Annotated in this window: 18 protein-coding genes and 1 pseudogene; 9 read left to right on the top strand and 10 right to left on the bottom strand. The window is 60.8% G+C overall.

Annotated features, from left to right (window positions below; translation table 11 throughout):
- Positions 1-205 (bottom strand): annotated as a pseudogene (locus FHT75_RS36415) (hypothetical protein).
- Positions 206-552: 347 nt separating this feature from the next.
- Between FHT75_RS36415 and FHT75_RS23810 the strand changes: the two are divergent.
- On the top strand, positions 553-1,620 hold the full coding sequence (locus tag FHT75_RS23810; RefSeq protein ID WP_063475007.1) for a GGDEF domain-containing protein: 1,068 nt from the start codon (positions 553-555) through the stop codon (positions 1,618-1,620).
- Positions 1,621-1,669: 49 nt separating this feature from the next.
- Here FHT75_RS23810 and FHT75_RS23805 read toward each other — a convergent pair whose 3' ends face one another.
- Complete coding sequence (locus FHT75_RS23805; RefSeq protein WP_097594337.1) at positions 1,670-2,281, bottom strand: pyridoxamine 5'-phosphate oxidase family protein; 612 nt, start codon at positions 2,279-2,281, stop codon at positions 1,670-1,672.
- Between the two features lie 36 nt (positions 2,282-2,317).
- Positions 2,318-3,298 (bottom strand): alpha/beta hydrolase, encoded by a 981-nt coding sequence (locus FHT75_RS23800; RefSeq protein ID WP_097630983.1) that lies wholly within the window; start codon positions 3,296-3,298, stop codon positions 2,318-2,320.
- A 47-nt stretch (positions 3,299-3,345) separates the two neighbouring features.
- Here FHT75_RS23800 and FHT75_RS23795 point away from each other — a divergent pair, with 47 nt between their 5' ends.
- Positions 3,346-3,813 (top strand): MarR family winged helix-turn-helix transcriptional regulator, encoded by a 468-nt coding sequence (locus FHT75_RS23795; protein ID WP_028759204.1) that lies wholly within the window; start codon positions 3,346-3,348, stop codon positions 3,811-3,813.
- Positions 3,814-3,922: 109 nt separating this feature from the next.
- Here the strand turns inward: FHT75_RS23795 and FHT75_RS23790 are convergent, their stop codons facing one another.
- Together FHT75_RS23790 and FHT75_RS23785 are read right to left on the bottom strand one after the other, a co-directional pair.
- Positions 3,923-5,113 (bottom strand): low temperature requirement protein A, encoded by a 1,191-nt coding sequence (locus FHT75_RS23790; protein ID WP_097630984.1) that lies wholly within the window; start codon positions 5,111-5,113, stop codon positions 3,923-3,925.
- Between the two features lie 54 nt (positions 5,114-5,167).
- Positions 5,168-5,542, bottom strand: coding sequence for a gamma-butyrobetaine hydroxylase-like domain-containing protein (locus tag FHT75_RS23785; RefSeq protein WP_047611612.1), 375 nt, complete (start codon positions 5,540-5,542; stop codon positions 5,168-5,170).
- A 136-nt stretch (positions 5,543-5,678) separates the two neighbouring features.
- Between FHT75_RS23785 and moaA the strand changes: the two genes are divergently transcribed.
- Complete coding sequence (moaA, locus tag FHT75_RS23780; protein ID WP_183845006.1) at positions 5,679-6,725, top strand: GTP 3',8-cyclase MoaA; 1,047 nt, start codon at positions 5,679-5,681, stop codon at positions 6,723-6,725.
- 266 nt (positions 6,726-6,991) lie between these two features.
- Here moaA and FHT75_RS23775 read toward each other — a convergent pair whose 3' ends face one another.
- From FHT75_RS23775 to FHT75_RS23760, 4 genes are all read right to left on the bottom strand, one after another.
- Complete coding sequence (locus FHT75_RS23775) at positions 6,992-7,942, bottom strand: sugar-binding transcriptional regulator (RefSeq protein WP_047610113.1); 951 nt, start codon at positions 7,940-7,942, stop codon at positions 6,992-6,994.
- Between the two features lie 21 nt (positions 7,943-7,963).
- Positions 7,964-9,430 (bottom strand): FGGY family carbohydrate kinase, encoded by a 1,467-nt coding sequence (locus FHT75_RS23770; protein WP_183845005.1) that lies wholly within the window; start codon positions 9,428-9,430, stop codon positions 7,964-7,966.
- A gap of 69 nt (positions 9,431-9,499) precedes the next feature.
- Positions 9,500-10,456 carry a transketolase family protein gene (locus FHT75_RS23765; RefSeq protein ID WP_047610117.1) on the bottom strand — a complete coding sequence of 319 codons (957 nt, stop codon included), beginning with the start codon at positions 10,454-10,456 and terminating at the stop codon, positions 9,500-9,502.
- On the bottom strand, positions 10,456-11,265 hold the full coding sequence (locus FHT75_RS23760; protein ID WP_047611614.1) for a transketolase: 810 nt from the start codon (positions 11,263-11,265) through the stop codon (positions 10,456-10,458). The genes FHT75_RS23765 and FHT75_RS23760 overlap by 1 nt, the downstream gene beginning before the upstream one ends.
- 205 nt (positions 11,266-11,470) lie before the next feature.
- Between FHT75_RS23760 and FHT75_RS23755 the strand changes: the two genes are divergently transcribed.
- The 6 genes from FHT75_RS23755 (at position 11,471) to FHT75_RS23730 (ending at position 16,942) form a co-directional block, all read left to right on the top strand.
- The gene (locus tag FHT75_RS23755) at positions 11,471-12,451 is read left to right on the top strand and encodes an ABC transporter permease (RefSeq protein ID WP_097630987.1); all 981 of its coding nucleotides are present in this window, start codon (positions 11,471-11,473) and stop codon (positions 12,449-12,451) included.
- A 116-nt stretch (positions 12,452-12,567) separates the two neighbouring features.
- On the top strand, positions 12,568-13,497 hold the full coding sequence (locus FHT75_RS23750) for a sugar ABC transporter substrate-binding protein (protein WP_003579719.1): 930 nt from the start codon (positions 12,568-12,570) through the stop codon (positions 13,495-13,497).
- Positions 13,498-13,525: 28 nt separating this feature from the next.
- A complete protein-coding gene (locus tag FHT75_RS23745; protein ID WP_047610121.1) occupies positions 13,526-15,004 on the top strand; it encodes a sugar ABC transporter ATP-binding protein in 1,479 nt (492 codons plus the stop codon).
- Positions 15,005-15,082: 78 nt separating this feature from the next.
- The gene (locus tag FHT75_RS23740; RefSeq protein WP_183845004.1) at positions 15,083-15,871 is read left to right on the top strand and encodes an SDR family oxidoreductase; all 789 of its coding nucleotides are present in this window, start codon (positions 15,083-15,085) and stop codon (positions 15,869-15,871) included.
- A 32-nt stretch (positions 15,872-15,903) separates the two neighbouring features.
- Complete coding sequence (locus FHT75_RS23735; protein ID WP_063475014.1) at positions 15,904-16,086, top strand: hypothetical protein; 183 nt, start codon at positions 15,904-15,906, stop codon at positions 16,084-16,086.
- A gap of 73 nt (positions 16,087-16,159) precedes the next feature.
- Entirely contained in the window at positions 16,160-16,942 is a 783-nt protein-coding gene (locus FHT75_RS23730) for an SDR family NAD(P)-dependent oxidoreductase (RefSeq protein WP_063475015.1), read from the top strand.
- 97 nt (positions 16,943-17,039) lie between these two features.
- Here the strand turns inward: FHT75_RS23730 and FHT75_RS23725 are convergent, their stop codons facing one another.
- Positions 17,040-17,807, bottom strand: a complete 768-nt coding sequence (locus tag FHT75_RS23725; RefSeq protein WP_047611616.1) for an SDR family oxidoreductase — start codon at positions 17,805-17,807, stop codon at positions 17,040-17,042.
- Positions 17,808-17,920 lie beyond the last annotated feature (113 nt).

Raw genomic sequence — 17,920 nt, 5'->3', positions numbered from 1 at the left:
TTATCGTGCCGACGCCTTATTCGATGCCCTGATGTTCGGCGCCGTCACCGCCTCGCTGATACTGACCACATCCCGGCATCGACCCTTGCCAAATCTCCCTGCGGAAAGCACCGGCGAAGAAGCCGGTGTGCTCCAGCAGCAGGGCGCCAGCCGCGACGGCGGTGAAGGTCAGAATTGCGAAAGAAACATGAGGGCGCGTTTCCATGATCTCACGTCCCGGTCTGCGCGTTGCGATCGCGTCCACTGCCAGAAAATGTCGCCCCGAAATGCCGGGACCAAAATACGAAACGGCCAAAACCAACTGTCGACAAGATGAATACGATTCCACGCAAAGAAGAACTGTAAGTTTTTTAGACACCGCTCCCGCAAAGCGGGTATGCATTGTCCCGCCGAAGATACGTTTTTCCGTGGAGAATCATAGGCCTGATCGAAGTATTGACCCATCGGGCATTTGTCGTATGTAATCTTTGGTATATATCGCTTTAATCTTTTCCCAAGAAATTTAAGCTAACAAACAGAATATTGCCTTTGAATATATGAGGAGTTCGCCGGATGAATACGGCTGTCGCGCCCAAGGTGCCGGTTCCCGATGTTGCGGGTCAGATCACCTATGCCATGCGCTCCATGGGCGTTGCGCCGATACCGCGCAATTACGAACTCTTCTATGAGGCCTATATCGGGTCCAACCCGGCGCTCACCCGCGAACTTGCTGCGCTCGGCAGCCAGGTGACCCAGGCCGAGCTCGATGCGCTCGGTGCGCAGCATTTCACCCACAGTCCCGCCCGCATCTTCGACGACGCTCATACGCGTCTTGCTGGCGAACTCGACGGCCTGTTGCGCATCCTCAGGCAGGAGCAGAACTCGCTCGAAAGCTATACCAGGCTGCTCGGCGAGACCCACAAGCGCATCACGTCCAAGAGCAATGCCAGCGTCGAACTGATCGAAAACGCCATCGATCTCCTCAGCCAGGCGACCGGCGACACCATGGCGCATGGCGAACGCACCGTTGAGGATGTCGTCCAGCGCTCGCAGGAAATGGACCAGGTCCGCAAGGAACTCGACGAATACAAGCGCATCGCCAACACCGACTCGCTGACGCGCCTTTCCAACCGCCGCGCCTTCGACGACCGCCTCGCCGCCGTCTTCGACAATCCGGGCATGCGGCCGGTGACGGCGCTGTTGCTTTGCGACATCGACAATTTCAAGAAGATCAATGACACCTACGGCCATCCGGTCGGTGACAAGGTGCTCGCCACCGTCGCCTCCGTCATCCGCAGTAATGTCCGCCGCGACATCTTCGTCGCCCGCACCGGCGGCGAGGAATTCGCCCTCATCATCGACGGCAACACGCCCGAGGAAGTCATCGCAATCGCCGAGCGCATTCGCCGCACCCTGGAGACGACGCCCTTCAAGAATTCCCGCACGCGGGTGAATTACGGTCCGGTCACCGTCTCGATCGGCATCTGCATGGCCTCAAGCGCCGACGATGCCGGCGAACTCTACAGCAAGACCGACATCGCGCTTTACGGCGCCAAGAATGCCGGCCGCAACTGCACCATCCTCTATCAGGACGGCATGCAGAAGGATTTCACCAAGAGCTGGCTGATCTACAAGACCTGACGGGAATTCCGCACCGTGTGCACGCTGTCACCATAAGGTGACGGCGGCTTTACCACATCGTCTTCGCCGCCCGCCCCGGCCATTCCCGGTCGTAGGTTTCCTGATCGAAATCGCCGACCGCCGCCTTCAGCATCTGCCCGGGCGTCGGCAGCTTCGCCGGATCGGCGAAGTGCTCTCCATTCCAGAGCTCGGCCCGCATCACGGCGCGCGCGCATTGGAAATAGACCTCATCAATCGAAATCACCACGACGGTGCGCGGGTGTTTGCCGTCCATTTCGAAGCTCGAAAGCAGCGTCCCATCGTCGGAGACGACACCGCGGCCGTTGATGCGCATCGTCGTATTGGAGCCGGGAATCAGGAACATCAACGCCAGACGTGGATCGCGCACGATGTTGGAAAGTGAATCGACGCGGTTGTTGCCGCGCCAGTCCGGCAAATGCAGCGTCTCGTCGTCGACGACGCGCACGACGCCACCGAGATCGCCGCGCGGCGAACAGTCGAGACCCTCGGGGCCGACTGTCGCAAGCGCCGCGAAAGGTGAGATCTCGATCATCTCCCGATAAAGCGGGGTCAATTGCTTCGTCACCTTGCTGACCGAGGCCGGCGAAAGCCCGGCGCCATAGATCGTGTTGAGCTCTTCGATGCTGCTGATGATTTTCATGAGGCGTCCCGCCGCGGCTTGATATCAGGACGGACGCTACAATGCCGCGCGCCTTGCCGGAAGCTCAAAAAACGGAATGATCTCTGCATCTTTTTTGATGCTTTCGTCCGCCGCATCACCCACGTCCCGATCGCCATCGAGAAACGCCGCGATCGCCGCAAGAACCGGCGCGGCGCCGATGATGCGCCGGTGACCGAAGCCGTTCGCCCAGTAAAGCCGGACGCTCTTTCCGGCCGCGCCATAGCGCCTGGCATGGAGCGACGACACCTCCTTGTCATCCTCGGCATGGATGACGAGCACCGGCCGGCCGATCGCGCCGGCCGCCTCCCCGGCGTCGAAATCCTCCAGTCTCCGTCCGGTGACACGGTAAACCTCATTCCCCAGCGCCGCCTGCGCCGCCGGGCGAAGGTCGATCATCCCGCCGAAATCGGTAAACAACCAGCCCATTTCGCTGGGCGCGCCGATCAGCGCCAGGCGCTCGCCGGTTAGAGGCGCCACGCCAGGCAGCAAGCCTGCCGCCGACACCATCAGCGCCGCACCGCCGAAGGAATGACCGATTGCCGCATCGAAGGCGCCGAAACGCGCCTCCGCCGCCGCGATCGTCTCGACCGCCAGCCCCATATGCAGGAACCGTCCGCCCGAACGGCCGTGGCCGGGAAAATCGAGCGCCACGACCTCGGCGCCTGATGCCGCAAGCATCGAGACGAGCTCTGCCATATAGGCGGCGCTCGATCCCCAGCCATGCGTCACCAGATAGCGTTTGCGCTTGCCCCTCGCCCCGCCGTTCAGCCGATAGGCATGCGCCCCTCGCCCGCCTGCAAGCTTGAGGGTGAAGTGTTCGGCGCCGGCAAGCCTAGCCGCTCCCGCTGCATGCGCCATCTTCGCCTTGGCTCCCTTCGGGATTGGCGATGGCGTCCGGCAGAACAGCTGGAATGCCGCTCTGCCTGCCAGGTCAGCCGAAACTGCCTGAAGGGCCGAAAACGCGAGGCGGGTGACGTCAAGCGCAAAGTTTGCCATAGTGAGATTCCAAAAGACTGTTCAACACTGAACAATAAAGTACAACGATGAACAAAAATCAATCCCTTCCCTGGGATCATCCGCGTTTTCGCAGCTGGATCGCGGTGGCGCGTGCCTGTCAGCTGATGCAGCAAACGCTGTCCCGCTCGCTTGCCGATCTCGACATCAAGCCGCCGCACCTCGATATCCTGGTCAACATCTATCGTTTCGAAGGAATCTCGCAGCAGGAGCTGGCGCGCAAGCTGCTGGTCGGCCGCTCGAACATGAGCATGCTGCTGCCGCAGATGGAACACCGCCGGCTGATCGAACGACGCGGCGACGAGCGCGACAAGCGCGTGCTGCGCCTTCATTTGACGCCGGAGGGCCGGAAGCTGACTGAGGCAGCGATGGCGATCCAGACCGATCTCATCGAGCGCACGCTCTCGGAAGAGCCGATCGAGCAATGCATGGCGACCGCCACCTCGATGGAGCGTATCATCGCCATGCTGCTCAAGGAGTTGCGCGACGACGATTAGACGAATGCATGTCGCCCAAAAGTGTGCAGCGGTTTTGGGAAGACGACATGCATAAAACCAAGACCTAAAGCGCCTCGCATGAACCAAGTTCGATGCGAGCGCTTGATGATCAATGCAGCGTCGGTGCTGCCGTCGTGCCGGCCAGCGAGCGGTACTCCCAGGCAGCAACGATGATCAGCACCAGCGTCGCCAGAATGCCCAGCAAATAGACCTCGATGAAGGGGGCTGCGAAGGCAAGCAGGATCACAAGCACCAGCCCGGCCAGATGCGACAACGGCAACTGCCCGCTGGTCGCGCCCTTGAACCAGAGATTGCCGATCAGGAACAGGCCGGAGCCGCCAAGCACCGCCGCGGCGATGCCGAGATCGCCGGTCTCATGCGGATGCGAGAACATGAACTCGACGGCCACCGCATGGACGATGATGCCGGCAAGGATCGGAATATGCCCATAGGTGAAGGCCTGCCGCGCCAAGCTGCCCGGCGTCTCTTCATGTTCGATGCGGTGGGCAGCACGGCCGTGGCCGAAGCGGAAATACAGCCACCACATGGCGACCGTGCCGATGAAGGCGATGACGAAGACAATGCTGGTCAGCCCCGAAAACGGCAGCTCCGAAAAGGTGCGTCCGGAAACGAGAATCGCTTCGCCGAGGCAGATGATGACGAAGAGCGCGCAGCGCTCGGCCATATGCGCACCCGAAACGTCCCAATCCCGCGCCGTCGAGCGGCCGAGCCCCGGCACGGCAAAGCCCGCGGCCGGCCCGATATATTCGATCGTAAGCGCGATCACCCAGGCGATCAGCCGGGCCTCGTGCTCGAGCAGCCCGCCGGCGATCCAGAAGACCCCGGCAACCACCAGCCAGGTGGTGATGCGGACGAAATTCAATGTGTTGGCGCGATCGACGCGCGTCATCGCATAGGTCGTAAACAGCGAGCGCCCGACCTGCATGGCCACATAGGCGCCGGCAAACAACAGCCCCTTGTCGCCGAAGGCCTCGGGAATCGAGGCAGACAGCAGCAGACCGAGCATCATCAGCGCCACCAGCATGCCGCGCACCGGCATCTTGTCCGGATCGAGCCAGTTCGTCACCCAGGCGGTGAAGATCCACACCCACCAGACGGCGAAGGTCATCAGCGCTGCCTCGGCGGCGCCGAGCGGCGTGTAGTGGGCGGCGAGCGCATGCGAAAGCTGCGAGATCGAAAAGACGAAGACCAGGTCGAAGAACAGTTCGAGGAAGGTCACCTTGCTGCCGGCAGCACTCCCTTTGGCGCGCAGCCAGTTCTTTCCGTTCGTCTTCGCCATATGGCCCCCCGATGGCTGGAATTATGCGTGGATTGAGAGTGATAACGGCGCCGGTCAGCGCGGCTTTTCGGCCGTGTCGCGGTTCATGCCCTTTTCCTTCAGCTCGTCCTCGTAGGCCGAAAACAGCTCAGCGCCCCGTTCGCCGAGTTCGCGCAGATAGGTCCAGGTGTAGATGCCGGTATCGTGCATGTCGTCGAAGCCGATGCGGACTGCGTAATTGCCGGTCGGCATCATCGAGATGATCGCGACATTGCGTTTGCCTGATACCGTCACCTTCTGCCCCGGCCCGTGGCCCTGAACCTCGGCCGAGGGCGACAGCACGCGCAGGAGCTCGGCCGACAGGTCGAAACTCTGACCGTCGTTGAAGGTCACCACCAGCCGCTGCCGGTCTTTCGAGACGCGGAGTTCCGTTGGCCAGATATCGCTCATCATTTTGTCCTCTTCTCATGCGAGGAGTAGGCGCTGATCTTTTTCAGCGCAAGCTGAAATTGGCATGCGCACGCGACCTGTTTCCCTTGACGTGACAATAGCATATGCCCACATTGACTGGAGTACGGAGATACAGGTGAACACTAGAGTTGGAACGATAGGCAATGCATCGCCGCTGGTGGCAGGTGCGCACCCTATGATCGACCCCTTCGGGCGGGCGGTCACCTATCTCCGCGTCTCCGTCACCGACCGCTGCGATTTCCGCTGCACCTATTGCATGGCTGAGAATATGACCTTCCTGCCGAAGAAGGATCTCCTGACGCTGGAAGAGCTCGACCGGCTCTGTTCCGCCTTCATCGCCAAGGGTGTCAGCAAGATCAGGCTGACCGGCGGCGAGCCCCTGGTGCGCAAGAACATCATGTATCTGGTGCGCCAGCTCGGCCAGAAGATCGGCTCCGGCCTCGACGAGTTGACGCTGACGACCAACGGCTCGCAGCTTTCCCGCCACGCCGAGGAGCTTTATGATTGCGGCGTGCGCCGCATCAACGTCTCGCTCGATACGCTCGATCCCGACAAGTTCCGCAAGATCACCCGCTGGGGCGATTTCGCCAAAGTCATGGAAGGCATCGACGCAGCTCAAAAGGCAGGGCTGAAGATCAAACTCAACGCCGTGGCGCTGAAGGATTTCAACGATGCCGAGATGCCGGAGCTTCTGCGCTTCGCCCACGGCCGCGGCATGGATTTGACCGTCATCGAAACCATGCCGATGGGCGAGATCGAAGAAGACCGCACCGACCAGTACCTGCCGCTCTCGAAACTGCGCGCCGATCTCGAGGAGCAGTTCACCCTTGCCGACATCGACTACCAGACCGGCGGCCCGGCGCGTTATGTCCGGGTCGAAGAAACCGGCGGCCGCCTCGGCTTCATCACGCCGATGACCCATAATTTCTGCGAGAGCTGCAACCGTGTGCGCCTCACCTGCACCGGTACGCTCTATATGTGCCTCGGCCAGAACGACGCCGCCGATCTGCGCGCAGCCCTGCGCGCCACCGAAGACGACGCCCTCCTCCACGCCGCCATCGACGAGGCCATCACCCGCAAACCCAAAGGCCACGACTTCATCATCGACCGCACGCATAACCGCCCGGCCGTGGCCCGGCATATGAGTGTCACCGGTGGGTGAAAAATAGGGGTAGTACGCACCCCACCCGCCCGCATTCCTGTGCTCGTCACAGGAATCCAGTACGCCCAAGTCCCTGGGCGCGGAAAACGCACTTGCTGTAGGGAGTCATTCACGGCGCCGACGCGCTGTGGCTGGATTCCTGTGACGAGCACAGGAATGAGGGAGGAAGGGTTGATATCCGGGCACCGTCTGGCCCGCACCAAAGGTATGATCATGCTGGTCGCCATCCACGACCTCGACCAGGCGCTGCGCTTCTCTCCGCCCTGTCAGTCGATCAATCGCTGCGCGGTAAACTTGTCCGTAACAAGCATGTCGATGACGCCTACGCGGAGCGCACCGGCGATAGCGTCCGTCTTTTTGGTCCCGCCGGCAAGTGCAATGACCCGGTCCACCCGTTCGAGATCCTCAAGTGGAAGCCCTATGACCCGATCATCAAGGGGTGTCTTGACCGGCTTGCCGTTTCTATCGAAGAAGCGAAGCGAGATGTCGCCGACGGCTCCCGCTTCCGCGAGATCGGACAGTTCGCGAGACGAAAAGATGTTGCCGGACCGTGCGAGAAGTTCGGAAGGTTCGACTGCCCCGATTCCGACGATCGCAAGCGTTATGCTGCCGAACAGATCCATCGTCTCGCGGACGAACGGGTCGGCCTGCATAAGAAGCTTTGCCTCTCTGGACGTCGTAACGCCCTGCACAGGGAGCAGTTTCGGTTCGGCGCCAGTCAGCCGCGCAAGCCGCGTGGTAAGCTGCGTCGCATGCGTCTGCACTGAAGGATCGCCCATGCCTCCAAGGGTCTGGACGACGTACTTCGCCTGAGCGCTCTTCAGGGGATGAATGTTCTCGACCATCTTGGAGATGGTCTGGCTCCAACTCGAAACGCCGATGATCTCCCCTGGCGCAAGCGTCACCTCCAGGAGATGAGCCGCTGCCTCTCCGATACGGGCCATGATGGCTCCGTCCCGATCTTCCGTGCACTCGACGACGATCGCCTCCGGCAAATCATATTTCTCGCGAAGAGCGCCCTCGAGCTCACTGTAGGTGCCAGCGGGGGGTGTCACGCTGGTTCGCACAATATCTTCAGCCTCGGCGCGCTTGAGCATGCGCGACACCGTCGCCTGCGACAGGCGAAGGTGCTGTGCGATCTCCGCCTGTCGCCGTCCCTCCAAGTGGTACATCTGGGCGACCCTTGAGATGAGGCGGAGTTCGTTGAGGCGAGTCATCGCTAATCCTGGAGTGAATTTTTATTCATCATTAGCCGTTGTAATGCGTGACGTCGAGCGGGCAAGTGCATCATTCCAGCTATCCAGAAGCACCGCTCGATCCACGGGTTCCGGGTCAATGATCTGTGAGCTGCGGGGCAGCTCTGCGATAACAGGGAGATCTCTCCACAAGCCAAGTGAGAGACCCGCAAGATATGCAGCTCCCAAAGCCGACGCCTCGGGTGCTTCGCATTGGATCACGGGATGTTCGATGAGGTTCGAGACACACTGCATTAGGAATCGGTTCTGGCTCGGTCCGCCATCGACATAGAGGGCCCCGAGCTCGCCGCCGCTTTGCGCTCGCATGGCTGCGATCACGTCGTGCACCTGGAAGGCGATCGAATCGGTTACCGACCGCGCCATTTGCGCACGTGTCGTATTGAAATTGATCTGGGAGAACAGGGCACGGGCGTCGGAGTTCCAATAGGGCGCGCCCAATCCCACGAATGCTGGCACGAAGCCCGGTCCGCCCGGTTCGGCGCTTGCCGCAAGTTCGACAAGGGCCGCCACGTCCGAAAGGCCGAGAATGCCTGCCATCCAGGGGAGACTGGCAGCGCAAACGAGAATATTGCCTTCGAAAGCGAACGTCGGCTTTCCCTTGATACGCCATGCCACGGTCGTTGTGACGCCGTTGCGTGGGGGAATAAATCGCGCAAGCGTCGTCATCACCGAAGAGCCGGTTCCAAAGGTTACCTTGCCATCACCCGGCTTGAATGCGCCATGACCGAACAGCGCAGCATGGCTGTCTCCGATCGCGGCCATTATGGGCGTTCCATCCGGCACGCCTGGCAATCCTTGCGTCCTGCCGAATTCGGCGGAACTGTCGAGCACCTCGGGCAGGAGTGCGATATCGACGCCGAAAATCTCGCCCAGTTCCTCGCTCCATCTCTGCTCCTGGAGATCGAACAACTGACTCCTGGCGGCATTGGAAGCATCGCCGACATGCCGGCGACCACCCGTCAGGCAGTGGACGAGCCAACTGTCGATCGTTCCCAGCCGCACCGATCGCCCGGCCGGCATACGGTCGAGCAGCCATCGGAATTTCGAACCCGGGAACATCGGATCCAGTGGCAGGCCTGTGAGCGCCTGCACGCGATCAAGGTGGCCTTCGGCAATGAGACGTTCGCAATCCTGTGCCGTTCGACGGCACTGCCAGCTCACCACCGGTCCAAGTGGTTCGCCCGTTTCGGCGTCCCAGGCCGTGACCGACTCGCGCTGATTGGAAATCGCCACGGCCTCGATAACCACGTCGGGAGCGGCCTTCAGGCAGGCGTCGATCGCCTCGCAGACGGATGCGTAGAGCCGGCGTGGGTCTTGTTCGACCCAGCCCGGCTTCGGATAGGCGATGCCGACTGGAGCCGAACCTCTGCCGACAATTTCTCCCTTTTCGGAAACGACAACTGCCTTCGAATTGGTGGTGCCCTGGTCGATTGCCAGAATTGCCCGCATTCTATCCTCCTCGGATCAGACGGCAGCCGGGACGACAAATAAGCGTCCCGGCCGATCACGTGATCCCAGTTACTTGCGCCTGATCAGCGACTGCGCGGCGTCGGCGATCGCGGACGGCGCCATCCCGAATTCGTCGAGCAGAAACTCCGCCGAACCGGTTGGAGCGTAGACGCCGGGAACGCCGAGACGTTTCATCGGAACCGGAGCATTGTCGACCACCACTTCTGCTACCGCGGACCCGAGACCGCCAAAAATCGAATGCTCTTCGGCTGTGACGATCGCTCCGGTTTCCTTCGCCGCAGCGATGATGGCGTCCTCGTCGATCGGACGAACCGTTGCAAGGTTGAGCACCCTGGCGTTGATGCCGCGTTCTGCGAGGATCTCGGCAGCCTTCAGAATTCGATGAGTCAAAGTACCGTTTGCGATAAGGGTGACGTCAGAACCCTGGCGAAGGAGGTTTGCCTTGCCAAGTTCGAACTTGTGACCCTCCGGGAGCAGATCCGGCACACCCACGCGAGACAGGCGCAGGAAACAGGGGCCGTTGTAGGCCGCGGCCCACTCCACCGCAGCAGCTGTTTCGATGCGGTCACAAGGCGCAATGACCGGAAGATTAGGCAGAACCCGCGTCCAGGCGAAGTCTTCGATCGAGTGATGGGTCGGGCCGAGTTCGCCATAAGCCATCCCGGAAGAAATGCCGACCAGTTTGACGTTGGCGTTCGAATACGAAATATCGGCCTTGATTTGCTCCAGCGACCGTCCCGTTAGAAATGGAGCGGCGGCGCAGACGAACGGAAGGCGTCCGCCGTTGGCGAGGCCTGCTCCAACTCCGACCATGTTCTGCTCGGCGATACCGACATTGACGAGGCGCTCCCCAAACTTCGCCTTGAAGCCGCCGAGCTTGGAGGAACCGACGGAGTCGTTGCAGACGGCGACGATCGTTTCGTTTTCGGCTGCCAGCCGCTCAAGCGTAGAGGCGAATGCGTCGCGGCAATCGTAGAGCTTGGGTGCGTGTATTGGCGCGTTCATTACAATGCCTCCGACAATTCTGCCAATGCGATTTCGTATTGTTCCTTGTTCGGCACCTTGTGGTGCCAGTCGACCCGGTCCTGCATGAACGAGATTCCATGCCCCTTGTTGGTATGGGCCACGATGCAATGCGGTCTCGATCCCCGGTGTTCGAGGGCCGAAACGACTTCGCTCATATTGTTGCCGTCGATCTCGGTGACCTCCCAATCGAAAGCTTCAAGCTTCGGACGAAGCGGCGCGAGATCGTTGGTTTCAGCTAGGGCTGCGCCCTGCTGGAACCTGTTGTGGTCGATGACCAGCGTCAAGTTATCGAGCTTGAACTGCGCGGCCGCCATGATCGCTTCCCAGTTGGAGCCCTCCTGCATCTCACCGTCGCCGGTGACGACGTAGGTGTGATATTTCGCGCCCGAGAGCTTGGCAGCTTTCGCCATTCCTATTGCGACAGGAAGACCGTGGCCGAGCGGCCCGGTATTCGTTTCGACGCCAGGAACCTTGTTGCAATTTGGATGTCCGTTCAGCCTCGAATGCGGCTGCAGAAAGGTGGATATCTCGTCCTCCGGAATGAAGCCGCGTTTTGCGAGCGTCACATACAGAGCGCATGCAGTATGCCCCTTCGAAAGAACGAACCTGTCGCGGTCGGGGTGCTTCGGCTGATCGGGCCAAACATTCAGCACACGAAAATAGAGGGCTGTCAAAATGTCGATGACCGACATTTCCCCGCCAATATGGCCGGCGCCCGCTTCAAAGACCGCCTGGAGATCGCGCAATCGAATCTCGCGAGCGACCCGCTCGAGTTCTATCGTATTCATGGATTCCTCATGTGCATAAATATTCATTTATCAATATTCTTGCACAAGAAGCCGATTAGTCAAGCCCTTTAAGCGGCACACCGGCCGCCCGAAGTCCATAAACCCTGTTGACAGCAGGAAAGCAACTTGTTAATGAATTTTCCAGCATGAGTGAATATTTATTCTTGGAATGAACTAGCTGGTAGCCTAGGCATAGGGAGGAACAATGGTGGCGCTCGATATCAATGAAAACGGGCTTTCGTCCGGCGCCTGGTTGAGCAAGCTCAAGGGAGCCACCGGGCCGCTCGTGGGGCTGCTGGCGCTTTGCATCTTTCTGAGCTTCAGCACCGACACGTTTCTTTCGGTTCGGAATGGCCTCAACATCCTCGATCAGATCACTGTTCTCGGCATCATGGCCGTCGGAATGACATTCGTCATTCTGATCGGCGGCATAGACCTCTCCGTCGGCTCGGCACTCGCTCTGGCGATGATGGTCATGGGCTGGACCGCGAATGTCGCCGGCCTGCCGCTGCCGGTCGGGATCGTTTTTGCTCTGGTCGCTTCGGGAATTTCGGGGCTGATCGTCGGACTTCTGGTGACGCAGTTCAGGGTTCCAGCGTTTATTGCCACTCTTGCGATGATGTCGGCGGCTCGCGGCGTCGCAAATATGATCACGGACGGCCAGCAGATCGTAGGCTTCCCCGACTGGTTCATGATGCTGGCGATAGATCGCCATTTCGGCGTGTTGACAGCCACCGTGTTTCTCATGCTTGCGGTTGTTCTTGCGGCCTGGCTTTTCCTGCACTTCCGGTCCGAAGGCCGCATGCTCTACGCGGTGGGCGGAAATCCGGAAGTCGCTCGGCTGGCGGGCATCAACGTCCCGCTCGTGACGATTGGCGTCTACGTCGTAAGTTCAGTCCTTGCGGGGCTCGCAGGCATCGTACTTGCGGCCAGGCTGGATTCCGTCCAGCCGTCCAGCGGTCTGGGCTATGAGTTGGACACCATCGCTGCGGTCGTCATCGGCGGGACCTCGCTCTCGGGCGGCGCAGGCGGTATCGGGGGAACGCTTATCGGTGTTCTGATCATCGGCGTCCTTCGCAACGGGCTCAATCTTCTCAACGTTTCGCCGTTCCTGCAGCAGGTGATCATCGGCATCGTCATCGTGCTCGCGGTCGGCGCGGAGACCATTCGTCGGCGTCGCGCCTGACGAACGGGGTCCGCCGCGTCGGCGGCCCGGAATTCCGTTCCAAGAGTTTGGGGCGGATCAATACCCCGAGGGGGAGGACATACCCGAGGGTTCCATCAAACAACGGAGGAAATACAATGAAAATTGCGCGCACCATGCTCGCGTCTGCTGCACTGCTCGGCCTCACGCTCGGCCCCGTACACGCGGCGGAACTGAAGAAGCTCGGCCTGGCCGTTGCCAACCTTCAGGCAAACTTCTTCAACCAGATCAAGCAATCGGTCGAAGCCGAAGCCAAGAAGCGCGGCATCGAAGTCATCACCGTCGACGCAAAGGGCGACGGGCCGACGCAGGTCAATCAGATCCAGGATCTCCTGACCCAGAAAATCGACGCGCTGATCTACATTCCGGCAGGTGCGGCCGCTGCGACCGTTCCGGTCAAACTCGCGAAAAGCGCTGGCATTCCGGTCGTGAACGTTGACCGCAACGCCGAGGGAGCACCCGGCGACACCTTCCTTGCAACGGATTCCGTCGCGTCTGCCAAGGCGGTCTGCGACTACATCCTGAAGGAAGCCGGCGGCAAGGGCAAGATGGTCATCATCCACGGCCAGAAGGGCACGACGCCGGAAGTCGATCGTTCGAAGGGCTGCGCTGAATCTCTCAAGGCATACCCCGATGTCAAGGTTGTCGCCGAGCAGTTCTCGAACATCTGGAGCCAGGACGAAGGCTTCCAGATCATGCAGAACATGCTGCAGGCCAATCCGGACGTTTCGATCGTGTTCGCCCAGGCCGACGGTCTCGCCCTTGGCGCCGCGCAGGCGATCAAGGTCGCCAATCCGTCCCAGAAGATCGTGGTTGGCGGCTTTGATGGCGACACTGCAGCTCTCGAAGCCCTCAGCAAGGGCGTCTTCAACGTCACTGCGACCCAGCAGACGCAGAAGATGGGCCGCGATGCGGTTGAAAACGCCGCCAAGCTTGTCGCCGGAGAGAAGGTGCCGCCGGTCCAGCTCCTGGATGCCACGCTGACGACCAAGGAAAACGTCGCCGGCTTCATTGCCAACCATCCGTAATGAAGTCGAGGTCTTGAGGAGGTGTGCCATGACTGATCCAGTTCTTTCCCTGAGGGGCATATCCAAGTGGTATGGGCCGCTGCAGGTTCTGAAGAATGTCAGTTTGGACGTCTATCCCGGTGAAGTGGTTGCACTTCTCGGTGAAAACGGAGCGGGCAAGTCGACACTATCCGGCATCATCGCCGGGTCCCGCACACCGTCCGAAGGATCAATGACATGGCTGGGGCAGCCTTATGCCCCAGCCTCCCCGAGGGAAGCGATCGACAAGGGCGTTGTCCTGATCCATCAGGAGCTGCAGCTGCTGCCGCAGCTGTCGATCGCGGAAAACGTCTTCATCGGACGCTGGCCGATGAAGAACGGCGTCGTCGACCGCGGCCAAATGGTTCGCCGCGCCCAGGAGCAGCTCGCCCGCCTGAACCTTCACATACCCGCAACGCGGAAGGTCGCCGGCCTTTCCACTGCAAATCAACAACTCATCGAAATCGCCAAGGCCTTGGCTCTCAATGCAAAGCTCCTGATCCTGGACGAACCGACCGCGGCCCTTGGTGGCGCGGAGACGGAGGCTCTCTTCGAACAGGTTAGAAAGCTTCGGTCAGAGGGCGTCGGCATTGTCTACATTTCCCACCGCATGGAAGAGATCAAAAAAATAACCGACCGGATCGTCGTCCTTCGCGATGGCGAGCGCGTGCAGGAATTCTCCGATAGCGCGACCCCGGTGCGAACGATTGTCGAGAGCATGGTCGGACGCCCGCTTGACCGCTTGTTCCCTACCCTGCCGGTTCCGACAGACCGTCCGGTACTCCAGGTGTCCGGGCTGAGCTCGCCTGATAATTCGTTCCGTGACGTTACCTTCGAAGTGCGGGCCGGGGAAATTCTCGGGATCGCCGGATTGGTCGGCGCCGGCCGCACGGAACTTGTCCGTGCCATTTCGGGCGCGGACCCAATCAGTGCGGGTTCGATCAAGCTGGAAGGCGAAGAACTCAGGCTGCGCGATCCGGCGGACGCGATCGCCAAGGGCATCGTGATGGTCCCGGAAGACCGCAAGGAGCAAGGTCTCGTTGTAGGGCACCGGATCAGCGAGAACATTATCTACGCCAATCTCGACAAGCTGGGCGGGCGTTGGATTACGCCGCACGTCAAGCGCTCGTTTGCGGAGAAGGCAGTCACCAAGTTCGGCGTAAAAGGCCGTGCTGAGCAATATGCCTCGGACCTGTCCGGCGGCAACCAGCAGAAGGTCGTCATCGCGAAATGGCTGATGCGCGATCCGAAGGTCGTCGTACTCGACGAACCGACGAGAGGCATCGACGTCGGCGCCCGAGCGGGCATCTACGACATCATCGTCAATCTTGCCAAACGGGGCGTGGCGGTCATCGTCGTAAGCTCGGACCTCGAGGAGGTTCTCGGAGTGTCCAATCGCATTCTCGTGCTTGCCCAAGGCAAACAGGCAGGCATTCTCAATCGTGACGAGGCGAATGACGTTTCGGTCATGGAGCTAGCCACCATCTAAAGCAATTCTAGCAAAAGTGTGCAGCGGTTTTGCGTCAGGAATTGCGTGAAAACAAAACAGACAGAGAAAGGAAGAGCGGTGTCCGACATCACTCTGAACGCCCCGAAGCTTTTCGATCTCAGCGGCCAGGTTGCCATCGTTACCGGAGCCGGGAGCGGCATTGGGCAGCGCATTGCCATCGGCCTTGCGCAATGCGGCGCCGACGTGGCGCTGCTCGACCGTCGAACCGACGATGGACTGGCCAGGACGGCCGAATATATTCGCGCCGCCGGCCGCCGTTCGATCCAGATCGCGGCTGACGTCACGAGCAAATCGTCCCTTGGAGAGGCAGTCGCACATACCGAAGCAGATCTCGGCGCATTGACGCTTGCAGTCAACGCTGCGGGCATTGCTAACGCCAACGCGGCGGAAGAGATGGAGGAGGACCAGTATCAGACGTTGATGGATATCAACCTGAAAGGCGTATTCCTTTCCTGCCAGGCGGAGGCCCGCGCCATGCTGAAGAATGGACGCGGCTCCATCGTCAACATCGCTTCCATGTCCGGTGTGATCGTAAACCGGGGGCTGAGCCAAGCGCATTATAACGGCTCCAAGGCGGGCGTGATCCATATGTCGAAGTCTATGGCGATGGAATGGGTCGACCGCGGCATCCGCGTCAACACCATCTCCCCCGGATACACGGCAACGCCCATGAATACCCGTCCCGAGATGGTTCATCAGACCAAGCTCTTTGAAGAGCAGACGCCGATGCAGCGTATGGCCACGGTCGACGAGATGGTGGGTCCGGCGGTGTTCCTGCTGTCGAATGCAGCCAGCTACGTGACCGGCGTCGATCTTCTCGTCGACGGCGGTTTCTGCTGCTGGTGATGCGATGAGAAGCGCAATGCCGCCGCTGGAAAATGAACGGTCTCGCTTCCTCCCTGGCTGAGATCGAGGCGCTGAGGGGACCAACGGGCATGACGGCGTGCAATATCGTCGTCTGCCCGCCCTTCACGCCGATTGCACGGGCGGAGGGCTTGGGCGTCGCCATCGCCGCTCAAGACCACCTGAATTCGCCGAAATTCTCTGGGGCGGCCGCTTGAGTTTCAATAATGATCGCAGGGTAGAACGCGCCCAGATTTGCTGTTTATGTCAGGATACCGGGAAGGAAAGAGCATGAAACGCTTTGAGCAAAAGACTGTCGTCATTACCGGGGGTAGCCGCGGCATCGGAGCGGCGATCGCCAAGCGGTTTGCGAAAGAAGGCGCCAACCTCGTCATCTCCGCAAACGAAGATTCGGTGCATGGAGTCGCCGAGCAGATCATAGCCGAAGGCGGCAAGGCGATCTCTTTCGTGGGCGATGTCACGGACAAGGCGAGCGTGAAGGCTCTCTATGACGCCGCCGAACACGCCTTCGATACGGTCGACATTTCAATTCAAAATGCCGGCGTCATCACCATTGCCCGCGTCGAGGATCTGACCGAAAACGAGTGGGACAAGGTGATGGCGGTCAACACCAAGGGCGTCTTCCTCTGCGCCCAGGAGGCGATATCAAGAATGCGCAAGCACAAGCGCGGCGGCCGCATCATCAACACCGCCTCCGGCCAGGCCCGCGACGGCTTCATCTATACCCCGCATTATGCAGCCTCGAAAATGGGCGTCGTCGGCATCACCCAGAGCCTGGCCAAGGAAGTCGCGCCCGAGAAGATCACCGTCAACGCCTTCTGCCCCGGCATCATCGAAACCGATATGTGGGCCTATAACGACCAGGCCTGGGGTAAGCTGCTCGGCAACTACGCCCCCGGCGAGCTGATGAAGGAATGGGTCGAGGGCATCCCGATGAAGCGGGCCGGCTCCGGAGAAGACGTCGCCGGCCTGGTCACCTTCCTCGCCAGCGACGACGCCGCCTACATCACCGGCCAGACGATCAATGTCGACGGTGGTTTGATCATGTCCTGAGCCCTCTCGGAGGCGACGGTGCCATGGCGGCCAGCCCCGTCCTTCGAGGGCGGGTGGCTCGACCTCATACACTGCCGATCCCCGCCCCTCGCCCCACCTATGTCCGGCTGATCGACACCCCGCCATCCGCTAGCATCGCCGTGCCGGTCACGAAGCTCGACATGTCGGAGGCGAGGAACAGCGCGGCTTTGGCGATCTCTTCGGGCTGCGCCATGCGTTTCAGCGCATGCAGCCCCTCCACGAAGGCGAGCACCTCGGGTGTCGCGTCCGGTGCGTTGGTGATGCTGGCGGGTGTGTCAGTGCCGCCGGGCAGCAGGGCGTTGACGCGGATCTTCTGCCTGCCGAGTTCGGCGGCGAGCACCTGCACGAAGCCGATCAGTCCCGCCTTGCTCGCCGCATAAGCGGCCATGCCGGGCATGCCGACGGTGTGGCCGACGAAAGTCGAGGTGAAGATCAGCGATCCGCCGCTTTTTCCCATCGCCGCCGACTGGTGCTTGGCGCCGAGGAAGGCTGCCGTCAGATTGGTCTCGATCGTCTCGCGCCAGCCCTCCAGCGATAGCCCGGCGACCGGTCCCATCTCGCCGAGGATGCCGGCATTGTTGAAGGCGATGTCGAGCCGGCCGAAACGCGAGACTGCCGTCTCGACGAGCCGTGCCTGCAGCGCCTCGTCCCTGACATCGCCCGATATGGCGACCGCCTGTCCGCCCTTCGCCTCGATTTCGGTGATGACGGCATCAAGCGCGTCCTGTCGGCGGCCGGTGACCACGAGCTTGGCGCCTTCCCGCGCAAAGAGTTTCGCCGCCGCGCGGCCGATGCCGGAGCTTGCGCCGGTGATGATGGCGATCTTGTCGTTGAGAAGTGTCATATCGGTTTCTCCTGGATTGTTGCGATAACCGAGATGCTCAAACATCAGGCGATACAGCCACCCGTTTCCCGCGCAGGAAGAGAAAAACGCCAATGAGGCGAACCGGCAGGCGC

The sequence above is a fragment of the Rhizobium sp. BK112 genome, from assembly GCF_014193215.1.
Taxonomy (GTDB): domain Bacteria; phylum Pseudomonadota; class Alphaproteobacteria; order Rhizobiales; family Rhizobiaceae; genus Rhizobium; species Rhizobium anhuiense.
Note: the sequence above shows the minus strand (reverse complement) of the source record. Positions and strands in the feature narration are given on the sequence as shown.